We start from the raw sequence: 13072 nt of genomic DNA on the forward strand, positions 1-13072 counted from the left end.
GAAATGGAATCAGAGGCTGCGGCCGCTGTAGATGCAGGCTCCCTCAATGCGCTTGAGGTGCTCCACCAGCGGCTGGCGCGCCGGGCTGGCCCAGTGGGGGTGCTCCAGGTCCACCACCATCAGGCGCAGGGGCATGTCAATCTGCTCGTCCAGGGCTTGCCACCAGTGCTGGGGGTCGGGCTGCGGCACGCCCGGCTTGCGCTCCACCACCAGCAGGTAGAGGGACCAGCCCGCAGCTTGGCTGACCGTGCGCTTCAAGAAAAACGCGCGCCCGACCGCTGGCTCGCGGCGCAGCACATCCAGGATCGGGCGCATCACTCGGGCGCTGAACGCCGGCACGCTCAGCTCCACCCGGCCACCAAACTCGTACAAGGCTTCCAGGGCTTGTTGGTCCTGCGCTTCCAGCGCTTTGCGCACCGAGCGCAAGTCGGCCAGGGCCGCAAAGTCTTCGCCGGCCTCGTAGGCCTCTTCCAAGCGCCGTGCCGCCGCCACGGCCCATTCCGAATGGCCTTGCTGGGCCAAGGCTTCCAGCCGGGCCAAACCCGATTCGCGCATGGCGGTGCGGCTTTGAAGGCTGGTGGGGTCGCTGGCCTCATCCAGCTCCAGGCAAGCCATCAGGTAACGGGGCTCGCCTTCTTGGGGATGCTGGCGCAACAGCCGCTCCAGCGGCAGGCGCGCAGACCCGCGGCCCTCCAGGCGCCAAGCGGTGCGTGCCCACAGCAGCAGATCCGGGGGAGCCAATCCTGGGCCATGGGCCTCTTCTTGGGCCAGGTCTTGCAGCAAGGCGGCATCTCGGCGAGCCAGGCGGTAGCGGGTGGCCCAGGTGATCTCGACATCCTTGCGCCATTGCTCATCCGCCCAATGCAGCCACTTGGGCAAGGCCTTGGCACACAGGGCGTCTGCGGCACAGTGCAGCGGCCGGGCCGGCAACAAGGGCGGGGCTTCGGTGGCTTGGATACGCTCGCGCAGCGAGGGGTGGGTGTCGCCCGGGGCGGGCACGCGGCGCAAAGCATCACGCAGCCAGTGCTCGGCCTTGGGGTGTACAAAGGCCTCGCGCATCTGCAGCCGCATGTCCCGGAAGGGGCGGCCGGTAGGCACGGGCTCGGTGTGCGCGGGGCGCAACATGCGGGGCCAGAAGACCTCATCCAGATAGCGCTGCTGCACCGCCATGATCATCAGGCCTTCGGCCACCGGCTTGGGGCCCATCGCGACGCGGGCCAGCACATCGGCCTCCACCTCTTGCTGGCGCGACAGCACAAAAGCCCGTGCATTGAAGCGGGGGAAGAACACCTCGAAAAACAGTTGCAGAGCTGCATCGCCCAGCCACATGCCGCCACCGGCATCCGCCCGAGACTCCGCCAGCCGGAACCAGCTGCGGCGGGTGCGATAGATCCAAGCGCCCAGCTTGCCGTGGCTGCCACGCAAGTGGCCGCACTCGTGGGCCACCACCGCGGCAAGCTGCTTCACATCCAAGGCCATCAGCAGGGGCAGGCCCAGCACCAGCACATTGCGGTGCCAGCCCAGCAAACCCAGGCGAGGCTGCTGCAAGATGGCAGCGTTGAGCTCGGTGTCCAGCACCACCACATCAGGGCTGGGCACATGGCAGCGTTGATGGACCTTGTCGATCAGGTCAAACAGCTTGGGGGCATCGCTGCGCTTCAATACCCGGCCGGGCAAGGGCTGCTGCCGCAGCCACAAGGCCGCCAAGGTGGACCACAGCAAGGACGCAAAGCCCAACGCCCACAGCAAGGCGGAGAACTGAAAGGGCTCATTGAGCAAATGGCCGACCGCAAAGGCCAAGCCCACCATGGCCAACAGCAGCAGGGCCAAGATGGCGAACTGGCCCAGCACGGCCCACAGCGCCGTCACTGCCGTGAAGCGACCCGGCGCGTGGCGCGCACGGTGGTCGTACTCGGTGACCAATTGTTTGAACTTCGACTCTCGCATCCCAACGCCCCGCGCCCCAACACATCCACTCAAAGGGGCAGCCCACTATCATTGCATCAGATGCTGGCCTTGTCTCTCAGGCGGAACGCGGTGGGACGAAGGGCACGCGACTTCCATCACGTCGGGGCTGGGCTTGCCGAGCCCCAAGGGCACGGGCCTGGGTATCGCTCAGCTGAACAAGCGCCGTGCTGCCGTGCTGCCCGCCGCCAAGTCACGCGACTCCAATGCGCGGTAGAGGCGTTGCATCTCTTGGCCAATGGCGGCAAAGGCATGCAGGGTGATGGGCTGGGCTTCGTCGTCCACCAAGGTGGCGTCCAGGTCATCAGCCAAGCGACGGGCAGACTCATGCCAAGCGGCAAAGGGCTCAGCGCTCTCGGGGGTTTGGGGCACGTCGAGGCTTAGCGTCAGCTCGCGCAGCGCGGCGTGGCCAGGGTCGTCGGCCAGGGCGGCGTTGTGGTCGAAGCTCAAGACCAGCATCGGGGGCGCGCCTTCCTCAGCGGAGGGCATCACCAAACGGCCAGGCACCGAGCCGGGGACGAAGCCGTGACGGCCCGCGCACTGCTGGATATAACCCACACTCCAAGCCACCGAGTTGGAGACCAGCACCGCCCCTAGCTGGGCATCGTGCTGGCTGGAAAAGGCATCCAGCTCGCGGGCGCGGGCCACCACATCCAGCATGTCGGGGAAGTCCGCACCGGCGCCGATGGCGTCGGCAAAGGCTTGGATCTTTTGCACGAACTCGGAGTACTCGATCTCGTTGACCGCGCCCAGGCGGTTGGCCATTTGCAAGCCCGCTTGAAACTCGCCATAGCGCTGGCCGGCCCTGGGGAACTCCCACTCGCCGGTTTCGGCATTCAGGCCTTCAATGTGGAAGGGCTTGCCACCGGCACGGCGGGTGGGCGGCAGGTGGGTCAAGACCATGTCACCGCTGATGGGGTGCTCCGGGGTCAGCGTGGCAATGGCGTCGATCAGCGCATCGATGCGTGCAGCGCGCCGGGTGACGGCCATGTGCCGCAGCGGCAGGTCGGGCAAGGCGGCGGCCTGCTCCAAGGCTGCGTCGTCGCCCAAGCCCGTGAGCGTGGGCTCCAGGCGGGGCGCTTCGCCCGTCTGAGGTTGCGGCAGGCGTGGCCCGTTCTTTCGAGCGGTCCAGGCGCTGTGCACCACCACAGCCAAAAGAACCAAGCCAGCCAACATGGCCAGTGCGACGGTGAGGGTCATGCCAATCTCGTCAGTTTTTGTGTGTCTGAATCAAGAGCCTACCTCAGCCCGCTTCCATCAAGCCCACGGCCGCATCCATGTCCACAGCCACGATGCGGGAGACGCCCTGCTCTTGCATGGTCACGCCGATGAGTTGCTCGGCCATTTCCATCGCGATCTTGTTGTGCGAGATGAAGAGGAACTGCGTGCCGGCCGACATCTCGGCCACCAGGCGGGCATAGCGTTCGGTGTTGGCGTCGTCCAGCGGCGCGTCCACTTCGTCCAGCAAACAGAAGGGGGCCGGGTTGAGCAAGAAGATCGCAAACACCAGGGCGATGGCCGTCAAGGCCTTTTCGCCGCCGGAGAGCAGGTGGATGGTGGAGTTCTTCTTGCCCGGCGGCTGCGCAATCACCTGCACGCCGGCGTCCAGCACCTCGTCGCCGGTCATCATCAGCTTGGCTTGCCCACCGCCGAAGAGCTTGGGGAACATGGCGCCAAAGCCTTGGTTGACCTGGTTGAAGGTGTTCATCAGCAGGTCGCGGGTTTCCAGGTCGATCTTGTGGATCGCGTCTTCCAGCGTGTTGATGGCGTCGGTCAGGTCGGCGTTTTGCGAGTCGAGGAAGGTCTTGCGCTCGCGAGCGGCGGTCAACTCATCCAGCGCGGCCAGGTTGACAGCCCCCAGCGAAGCGATCTCACGGTTGATGCGGTCGATCTCGCCCTGCAAGCCCCAAAGCTTGACGCCGCTGTCTTCGATGCTCTTGGCCAAAGCCTCCAGGTCGACCTCGGCGGCCGTGAGTTGCTCCAGGTACTGCGCCCCGCCCAGCTGCGCCGCTTGCTGCTCCAACTGCAGCTTGGTGAGCTGCTCGCGCAGCGGCTCCAGGCTGCGCTCAAAGGCCAAGCGCTGCTCGTCAGCGGCCTTGAGCCGTGCAGAAAGGTCGTCGTACTCGCTGCGCGTGGCAGCCAGGGCTTGCTCTTTCTCGACCTTCAGCGCCAGCGCGTCTTGCAGGCCGGCTTGAGCGGCTTGGTCGTTGAAGCTGCCCAGCTCCAGCTGCAGTTGCTCGCCCGATTGTTGGTTGGCGCGCATTTGCAGCTCAGCGGTTTCGATCGCGCGCTGCAACTCTGCTTGCCGCGCCACCAAAGCGCGGGCCTGGAACTGCGACTCCTGGGCTTGCCGCTCCAAGGTGCGCAGCTGCTCTCGCGCTTCGGCCAGCTTGCGCTCGGCCTGGATCACCGCTTCTTCCAGGTCCGCGTGCCGCTCTTGGGTGGTCGCCAGCTGCATGTCCAGCTCTTCAAAGCGGGCCTCGCCAGTCATGCGGCGCTCGGCCAGCTCTTCCATCTGGGCGTCGATCTCGAAGATTTCATCATCCAGTTGGCCCCGGCGGCTGCTGGCCGCCTCGGCCTGCTGGCTGAGCTGCAAGACCTGCACTTGCAACTGATGCGCGCGGGTTTGGGCCTCGGCAGCTTCGCGGCGCGCCACGCCCAGGCGCTGCGAAGCCTCGGTGTAGGCGGCCTCGGCCCGCACCAAGGCCACGCGGCTGTCTTCGGCAATCAGGGCTTGGGCCCGCAGTTGCTTGTCGAGGTTTTCGATCTCCTGCGCGCGGCCCAACATGCCGGCTTGCTCGGAGTCGGGCGCATAAAAGCTCACCGCAAACTGCGACACCGCATGGCCTTCGCGGGTCATGATGACCTCGCCATGGGTCAGGCGGCTGCGCTGGGCCAGCGCCTCATCGAGATTGCTGGCGGTGTAGACGCCCTCCAGCCAATCGGTCAGCAAGCCTTTGAGACCGGCGTCGTGCAAACGCAGCAAATCCGAGAGGCGAGGCAGGGTCTGGTGCGTGTCAGCGACGGCCGCCTGCGGCAGAGAATAGAAGGCCAGCTTGGCCGGCGGCGCATCGGCCGCAAAGGCCCGCACGATGTCCAGCCGCCCCACCGCCAGCGCATTCATGCGCTCGCGCAGGGCGGATTCCAAGGCCACTTCCCAGCCCTGCTCAATGTGAATATGGGTCCACAAACCCGGCAGGGTGTCGAGGCCATGTTTGGCCAGCCAAGGCTTGAGCTTGCCTTCGGTCTGCACCTTTTCTTGCAGGGCACGCAGGGCTTCAAGGCGAGCACTGAGGTCCGACTGCTTGGCCGACTCTTGGCTGACGGCCACCTGCCGCTGGCGACGCTGCTCATCGAGCTGCGGGACTTCATCGCTGAGTTGGCCCAAGCGGCCTTCCGCCTCGGCCAGCAGCTCATCGGCCATTTGGCCCTCGGCCCGCAGCGCGCTCAGGCGCTCGGTGTCGGGGGCGGCCAAGCCGCTGCGCTCTGCCGCCAGCCGCTCACGGCGCGTGCGCAGGCTGCGGCTTTGCTCTTCCACATTGCGGCTCTCCACCGCCAGCACCTGGATCTGCTGCTGCACCACCGCCACTTGGGCGCGCTGCTCATTGGCGCGCGCCTGGGCGGCGCGCACCGCGTCTTCCTGGTTGGGCAGCTGCATGCCCTGCTCTTCGGCCTGGGCGGCCAGCAATTCCGAGCGTTCATCGGCCGTGGCCATCTGCTCGGCAATGCTCTCCAGCTCGCCTTGGGCCTGCGCGCTGCGGTCGGCCCATTGGTTGTTCTGCAACTGCAGCTCAGCCAAGCGGGCCTCGGCGCGCTGCCGGCCTTCCACCACATAGCGGATGCGCTCTTCGAGGCGAGAGACCTCCAACTGCGCCTGCGCTAAATCGCCTTGGCGCAAGTGCAGCGCATCAGACGCCGCATAGTGGGCTTGGCGCACGGTTTCCAGCTCTGCCTCGACATGGCGCAGCTCGGCCAAGCGGGCTTCCAGGGCATTCGTGGCCTCGAGGTGCGCCAAGCGGACACGCTCGCCCTCGCTCGTCGCATCTCGGTGCTTCAAGAACCAAAGCTGGTGCAGCTTGAGCGTGCCCGCGTCTTGCAGGCTGCGGTATTGGCTGGCCACCTCGGCCTGGCGCTCCAGCTTCTCAAGATTGGCGTTGAGCTCGCGCAGGATGTCTTCCACGCGGGTGAGGTTGTCGCGGGTGTCGCGCAGGCGGTTTTCCGTCTCGCGGCGGCGCTCTTTGTACTTGGAGACGCCGGCGGCTTCTTCCAGGAACAAACGCAGCTCTTCGGGCTTGGACTCGATGATGCGGCTGATGGTGCCCTGGCCGATGATGGCGTAGGCGCGTGGCCCCAAGCCGGTGCCCAAGAACACATCCTGCACGTCACGGCGACGCACGGGCTGGTTGTTGATGAAGTAGCTGCTGGTGCCGTCTCGCGTCAGCACGCGCTTCACGGCAATCTCAGCGTACTGGTTCCAGCTGCCGCCCGCGCGGCCGTCTTCATTGCTGAACACCAGCTCCACGCTGGCGCGGCTGGCGGGTTTGCGGTTGCCGGAGCCATTGAAGATCACGTCCTGCATGGACTCGCCGCGCAGCTCACTGGCCTTGGACTCGCCCAACACCCAGCGCACCGCGTCCATGATGTTGGACTTGCCGCAACCGTTGGGGCCGACCACCCCCACCCGCTGCCCCGGCAGTTGGAACGTGGTGGGTTCGGCGAAGGACTTGAAGCCCGAGAGCTTGATTTGATTGAGCCGCATGAAAACCTGAGTGGCACGAGTCCAGCAAGGGCCGCCTCCCTGGGCAGGCCCGCCATCTCGGCTCTAAGTCATTGATTTGTATGCAGAAATCGCCTCGTCGGCGACACACACGTCAGCCAAGGATGATACCATCGCGCCCACCCCCTCTTCCCTCTGCATTCGCAAGCTCAAGACATGGCCCGCGCCCCCAAGACCAAAACTGCTGCCGCCCCCGCCCAACGTGAGATGCCGGTGAACCCGCCGAGCCGCCCCTCCAAAGAGCTGCATGTCTTTCCGAACCCCGCGCCCGAGCGCGACTATCTGATCCAGTTCCAGGTGCCTGAGTTCACCTGCCACTGCCCGCTGACCGGCCAGCCCGACTTTGCGCACTTCACCATTGACATGGTGGCCGACAAGCTCTGTGTGGAGCTGAAGAGCCTGAAGATGTATATGTGGAGCTTCCGCGACGAAGGCGCTTTCCACGAAAAGGTCACCAACGACATCTTGGGCAAGATCGTGGCCACCACTCAGCCGCGCTATGCCCGCATCACCGCGCGTTGGTATGTGCGCGGCGGCATCTACACCAATGTGGTGGTCGAGCACCGCAAAAAGGGTTTCAAGGGCGACAGCGTGGTGCCCACGCCCAGCCTGCCCACCGCCACCGGCCTGCGCTGAGCGGGCGGGGCTAGACGATGGGTGCGCTGTTTGAGCTTCAGCCCTATCAAAAGTACGGGGTCACGGTACGGCGCAGCGCCATCGACGGCTTTGGGGTGTTTGCCACCGAGCCCGTGCCCAAGAACCGCAAGATCGGTGAGGTGCGCGGCGAGACCATCAGCGTGGCCGAAGGCCGCCGCCGCGCCGCCACCCTGGAGCGCATCATGATCGTCGAGGTCTCGCACAAGACCGCGGTTGATCTGGCCGCCTCCACCGACCCCATGCGCTTCACCAACCACTCCTGCCAGCCCAATGGTCGCCTGAGCATTCGCGATGGCCGGATTGAGTTTTGGTCCATCAAGCCCATTGCGCCCGAGGAAGAGATCACCGTGAACTACGGTGAAACCCACCACGAAGGCCGGCTGACTTGCCGCTGTGGCGCCCCGGGCTGCGTGGGCAAGCTCTAGGGCAACGCTGAAAAGCCCCTCGCAGCCATCGAGGCGCGCGCCTCTACGGGGGCTTCTACAGCTCCGCCCTAAGACTTTTCAGGCCACAAGGTGGCAAGGTCCTTGCCGCGCAAGTCGCCGCCTTGTTTGTAGAACAAGGCCCAGTCGTCGATGGCAGAGCCGTCGGCAAACAGGCACAGGCCCATCTCACCGGCGGCCGCGCCCCGCGCGCCCCAATGAACAATGGTGGTGCTGGTGCCACCGATCTGGACGCAGTAATGCGCGGCGGGGCTGCCCCCACCCTTGGCATCGAAGGCCACCGGCTTGAGCCAAGCCTTCACCGCTTGTGACGCTTGAACAGCCGCCAAGGTGCGCATCGACAACCCCAGCTTGGAGCCATCGGCCGCGCGCCACTCGCACGCCGGCAGGCGACCGCGTTGGTCAAACTGAGCGCGGGCTGGCTCTTTGAGGGGCGTGCGCAAGCTCCAGATCACGGCGCGGCCGCCGCTGGCCTCGCAGCGCTCTGGACCGGTGGGCGCGGGGGCTGCCGGTTTGGGCTGGGCTGCCTGTGCCAAGGGGGCTTGGCCGAGCGCTGCGATCAGGCCCAACAGGCCCAGGCCCCACAGACGCGATGGGCGGGACCGAGCAACGATGCCGGGTCTCGGCCAGTGCGTGAAAGGGTTCATCTGCGCATCATGCCGCATTGCTGGCCGCGGCAGTGGGCAATTCATGCAGCCATAGGCCAGAGAAACCGGATGGGTGTCGGATAATCCCGCCACCATGAATCCCCTGCTCGGCCAGCTGAACGCCTACCCCTTTGAGCGCCTGCGTGCGCTGACCCGCGACATCACTCCCAACCCGGCCTACAAGCCCATCAGTTTGGGCTTGGGCGAGCCCCGCCATCCGGCACCGGCCTTGGTGGAGCAGGCGCTGATCACCGCCCTGCCTGGTTTGTCTAACTACCCTGCCACGGCAGGCGAGCCCGTGCTGCGCGAGGCCTGTGCCGATTGGGTGCAGAGCCGCTATGGGGTCAAGCTGGACCCCAAGACCCAAGTCTTGCCGGTGCAGGGCTCGCGGGAAGCGCTGTTTTCATTGGCGCAAACGGTGATCGACGCCAGCCAGCCTGGGGCCACCGTGCTGTGCCCCAACCCGTTCTACCAGATCTACGAAGGCGCGGCCTTGCTGGCCGGCGCCCAAGTGGCGTTTGCGAACTCAGACCCGAAACGCAACTTTGCCTGCGACTGGAGCCAGGTGGATAAGGCCACCTGGGCCCGCACGCAGTTGGTCTATGCCTGCTCGCCTGGCAACCCTACTGGCGCGGTGATGCCGCTGTCGGAGTGGAAAACCCTGTTTGAGCTGAGCGACCGCCATGGCTTTGTGATCGCCTCGGACGAGTGCTATTCCGAGATCTACTTTGGAGATGAGCCGCCACTGGGCGCGCTGGCTGCGGCCAAGGCCTTGGGCCGCGATGACTTCAAACGCCTGGTGGTATTGACCAGCCTCTCCAAGCGCAGCAATGTGCCAGGCCTGCGCTCGGGCTTTGTGGCGGGTGATGCCGACATCCTCAAAGCCTTTTTGCTCTATCGCACTTATCACGGCAGCGCCATGAGCAAGACCGTGCAAATGGCCAGCGTGGCGGCTTGGCGCGACGAGGCCCATGTGGTGGCCAACCGCGCCGCCTACGCCACCAAGTTTGTCCAGGTCACGCCGATGCTGGCCCAAGTGCTGGACGTGGCCCTGCCCGATGCGGCCTTCTACCTCTGGGCCGGCGTGCCCGGCGGGGATGATGTGCGCTACAGCCTGGAGTTGCTGGCTCAATACAATGTCGCGGTGTTACCCGGCAGCCTGCTGGCCCGCGAGGCCCATGGCCTCAACCCTGGTGCCGGGCGTATCCGCTTGGCTTTGGTGGCTGAGATCGATGAATGCCGCGAAGCCGCTGAACGCATGGTGCGCTTCACACAAGACTATGCGGCTCGCTGCGCCGCTTGATGGCCGCGCCGCGAACCTCCTCTTTTTCTGCTCTCCCTTCCCCACACGACCATGACCCATCCTCTGCAAGCCCTGATCGACACCGCCTGGGAGTCGCGCACCACCATCAACGCCAGCACCCATGGTGAGGTGCGTGAGGCGGTGAACCAAGTCATCGCGGACCTGAACGCCGGCCGCCTGCGCGTGGCCACCCGCGAGGGCGTGGGCCAGTGGACGGTGCACCAGTGGATCAAGAAGGCCGTGCTGCTGTCCTTCCGCCTGAACGACAACAAGGTCATGCGCTCGGGCGACCTGACCTATTTCGACAAGGTCGACACCAAGTTCTCGCACATGAAGGAGTCGGACGTCGCCGCCGCCGGCGTGCGCGTGGTGCCCCCGGCCGTGGCCCGCCGTGGCAGCTATATCGCCAAGGGTGCGGTGCTGATGCCCAGCTATGTGAACATCGGTGCGTATGTGGACGAAGGCACCATGGTGGACACCTGGGCCACCGTCGGCTCTTGCGCCCAGATTGGCAAGAACGTGCACCTCTCGGGCGGGGTCGGAATTGGCGGCGTGCTTGAGCCGCTGCAAGCCAACCCGACCATCATCGAAGACAACTGCTTCATCGGCGCACGCTCGGAAGTGGTGGAAGGCGTGATCGTTGAAGAGCACTCGGTGCTGGGCATGGGCGTCTACATTGGCCAATCCACCCCCATCTTCGACCGCGCCACCGGCGAGATCAGCTACGGCCGCGTCCCCAGCGGCTCGGTGGTGGTCAGCGGCAATTTGCCCAAGAAGGCTGCCAACGGTGCCAACTACAGCATGTACGCTGCCATCATCGTCAAGCGCGTGGATGCACAGACCCGCTCCAAGACCAGCATCAACGAGCTGCTGCGCGACTAAGCGCCTGCTGTCCAGCGCCTTTTTGACCCTTTTCCACAAGCCCCGGAGAACATCGCCATGAACATGCAACGTGTGCTGCACCTGATGGCCGAAAAAGGCGCTTCGGACATGTATCTCTCGGCCAATGCGCCGGTGATGCTGAAGATCAACGGGCAATTGTTGCCCGTCACCGACCATGTGCTGGCCCCGCAAGACCCGCGGACCATGTTGGCCGAGATCCTCACGCCCCTGCAGCTGGAAGAGCTGGATCAAGAGGGTGAGCTGAACATGGGCTTCGGCATCCAAAAGGTCGGCAGCTTCCGGCTCTCGGCCTTCAAGCAGCGGGCGTCGGTGGCCGCGGTGATTCGCTGCATCCCGGTGCGTATCCCGTCCATCGACACCCTGCACCTGCCGGCCATTCTCTCCAACCTGGCTTTGGAAAAGCGCGGCTTGATCTTGATGGTGGGCGCCACCGGCACCGGCAAGAGCACCACCATGGCCTCGATGCTGGAATGGCGCAATCAGCATCTCTCGGGCCACATCCTGACCATTGAAGAGCCGATTGAGTTCTTGTTCTCCAACAAGCGCTCCATCGTCAACCAGCGCGAAGTGGGCCGCGACACCCAAAGCCTGCATGTGGCCCTGAAGAACGCGCTGCGCCAGGCGCCGGACTGCATCATGATTGGTGAGATCCGCGACCGCGAGACCATGACACAGACCATCTCGTATGCGCTCTCGGGCCACCTGGTGCTGGCGACCTTGCACGCCAACAACAGCCACCATGCGCTGGGGCGGATCTTGTCGTTCTACACCCCTGAGGCGCGTCCGGCCTTGCTGGCCGACTTGGGCGCCGCCGTCAAAGCCATCGTCTCGCAGCGTCTGCTGCGGGCCACGGCGGGTGGCCGCGTGCCAGCGGTGGAAGTGCTGCTGAACTCCAAGCTGGTCTCCGAGATGATTGAAGCCGGCGACTTTGCCGGCGTGCGGGACGCGATGGAGCGCTCGCTGGCCGAAGGCTCGCAGACCTTTGAAGAAGACATCGCTCGGCTGATCCACGAAGAGGTGGTCTCCCAAGAGGAAGGCCTGCAATACGCTGACTCGCCGACCAATCTCTTGTGGCGCCTGCAAAACGAAGCCCAGCCCACCTCGCGCATCGTGCCGCCCAAGCCGGAGCCGGAGAGCCCATCCTTCACCGAAATTGCGCTGGATGTGGTGCCCGAGACCGGCACCGTGCCTTACCGACGCTAAGCCTGCTTGCTGCATCTCACTCATGACCGCCACGCTGCGTCTGGTCGAAGACCTGCTCACCCGCCCTTCCGTCACCCCTGCCGACCATGGCTGTCAAGCCTTGATTGCCCAGCGGCTCTCCGCCCTGGGCTTTGTCTGCGAACACCTGCCCTTCGGGCCGGACACCTTCCGGGTGGACAACCTGTGGGCCGTCCATGACTCGGGTGTGGCGGGGCCCACAGTTGTCTTCGCCGGCCATACGGATGTGGTGCCTACCGGCCCGCTGGCCCAATGGCACAGCGAGCCCTTTGTGCCCACCTACCGCGACGGCAAGCTCTACGGCCGTGGAGCCGCCGACATGAAGACCTCGGTCGCCGCCATGGTGGTGGCTGCCGAGGAGTTTGTGCGTGCCGTCCCTCAGCACACCGGCCGCATTGCTTTTTTGCTGACCAGTGACGAAGAAGGCCCTTCCGTCGATGGCACGGTCAAGGTCGTGCAACACCTGCAAGCGCGGGGCGAGAAGCTCGATGCCTGCATCGTCGGCGAGCCGACCTCGGTCAACAGCTTGGGCGATGTCATCAAGAACGGGCGCCGCGGCTCGCTCTCGGGCAAGCTCACCGTCACCGGCGTGCAAGGGCATGTGGCCTACCCCCAGTTGGCCAAGAACCCAGTGCACCTGGCAGCCCCGGCCTTGGCCGAGTTGGCGGCCATCGCTTGGGACGAGGGCAACGAGTACTTCCCGCCCACCACCTGGCAAATCTCCAACATCCACGCTGGCACCGGTGCCACCAATGTGATCCCCGGTGAGCTGGTAGTGGACTTCAACTTCCGCTTCTCCACCGCCTCCACCCCGCAGGGCTTGAAGGACCGTGTGGCGCGGGTGCTGGACAGGCACCAGTTGCAATGGCGGGTCGATTGGGTGCTGGGCGGCGAGCCCTTCCTCACCCCGGTGGGCAGCTTGGTCACGGCCTTGAGCGAGGCCATCCGCGCCGAGACCGGCCTGCAGACCGAACTCTCCACCACGGGTGGTACGTCCGATGGCCGCTTCATCGCCAAGGTCTGCCCCCAGGTGGTGGAGTTTGGGCCGGTGAACGCCACCATCCACAAGATCGACGAGCATGTGGCGGTGGACGCCATCGAGCCGCTCAAGAACATTTACCGCCGCACGCTTGAAGCGCTGCTGAGCCCGCGATGA

10 protein-coding genes are annotated in these 13072 nt (G+C 65.4%); 6 read left to right on the plus strand and 4 right to left on the minus strand.

Annotated elements, in window-relative coordinates:
* Positions 1–9: 9 nt before the first annotated feature.
* The 3 genes from KAK11_RS07040 to smc all read right to left on the minus strand — a co-directional run bounded on the left by KAK11_RS07040 (position 10) and on the right by smc (position 6724).
* On the minus strand, positions 10–1947 hold the full coding sequence (locus tag KAK11_RS07040; protein WP_210807620.1) for a M48 family metallopeptidase: 1938 nt from the start codon (positions 1945–1947) through the stop codon (positions 10–12).
* Positions 1948–2115: 168 nt separating this feature from the next.
* The gene (locus tag KAK11_RS07045; protein ID WP_210807622.1) at positions 2116–3165 is read right to left on the minus strand and encodes a cell division protein ZipA C-terminal FtsZ-binding domain-containing protein; all 1050 of its coding nucleotides are present in this window, start codon (positions 3163–3165) and stop codon (positions 2116–2118) included.
* Between the two features lie 43 nt (positions 3166–3208).
* Positions 3209–6724 (minus strand): chromosome segregation protein SMC, encoded by a 3516-nt coding sequence (smc, locus tag KAK11_RS07050; RefSeq protein WP_210807624.1) that lies wholly within the window; start codon positions 6722–6724, stop codon positions 3209–3211.
* A 225-nt stretch (positions 6725–6949) separates the two neighbouring features.
* Between smc and queF the strand changes: the two genes are divergently transcribed.
* Together queF and KAK11_RS07060 are read left to right on the plus strand one after the other, a co-directional pair.
* Complete coding sequence (gene queF / locus KAK11_RS07055) at positions 6950–7378, plus strand: preQ(1) synthase (RefSeq protein ID WP_210807983.1); 429 nt, start codon at positions 6950–6952, stop codon at positions 7376–7378.
* A 17-nt stretch (positions 7379–7395) separates the two neighbouring features.
* Positions 7396–7824, plus strand: a complete 429-nt coding sequence (locus KAK11_RS07060) for an SET domain-containing protein (RefSeq protein ID WP_210807626.1) — start codon at positions 7396–7398, stop codon at positions 7822–7824.
* A gap of 68 nt (positions 7825–7892) precedes the next feature.
* Here the strand turns inward: KAK11_RS07060 and KAK11_RS07065 are convergent, their stop codons facing one another.
* Complete coding sequence (locus KAK11_RS07065; protein WP_210807628.1) at positions 7893–8489, minus strand: DUF333 domain-containing protein; 597 nt, start codon at positions 8487–8489, stop codon at positions 7893–7895.
* Positions 8490–8583: 94 nt separating this feature from the next.
* Here KAK11_RS07065 and dapC point away from each other — a divergent pair, with 94 nt between their 5' ends.
* Genes dapC through dapE form a run of 4 tightly spaced genes read left to right on the plus strand, consistent with a single transcriptional unit; the run spans position 8584 to position 13072 of the window.
* The gene (gene dapC, locus KAK11_RS07070) at positions 8584–9792 is read left to right on the plus strand and encodes a succinyldiaminopimelate transaminase (protein ID WP_210807630.1); all 1209 of its coding nucleotides are present in this window, start codon (positions 8584–8586) and stop codon (positions 9790–9792) included.
* A gap of 51 nt (positions 9793–9843) precedes the next feature.
* Complete coding sequence (dapD, locus tag KAK11_RS07075) at positions 9844–10674, plus strand: 2,3,4,5-tetrahydropyridine-2,6-dicarboxylate N-succinyltransferase (RefSeq protein ID WP_210807632.1); 831 nt, start codon at positions 9844–9846, stop codon at positions 10672–10674.
* 57 nt (positions 10675–10731) lie between these two features.
* Positions 10732–11898 (plus strand): PilT/PilU family type 4a pilus ATPase, encoded by a 1167-nt coding sequence (locus KAK11_RS07080; protein WP_210807634.1) that lies wholly within the window; start codon positions 10732–10734, stop codon positions 11896–11898.
* A 22-nt stretch (positions 11899–11920) separates the two neighbouring features.
* Positions 11921–13072 (plus strand): succinyl-diaminopimelate desuccinylase, encoded by a 1152-nt coding sequence (gene dapE / locus KAK11_RS07085; protein ID WP_210807636.1) that lies wholly within the window; start codon positions 11921–11923, stop codon positions 13070–13072.

This window comes from Ideonella paludis, from assembly GCF_018069865.1.
Taxonomy (GTDB): Bacteria; Pseudomonadota; Gammaproteobacteria; order Burkholderiales; family Burkholderiaceae_C; genus Ideonella; species Ideonella paludis.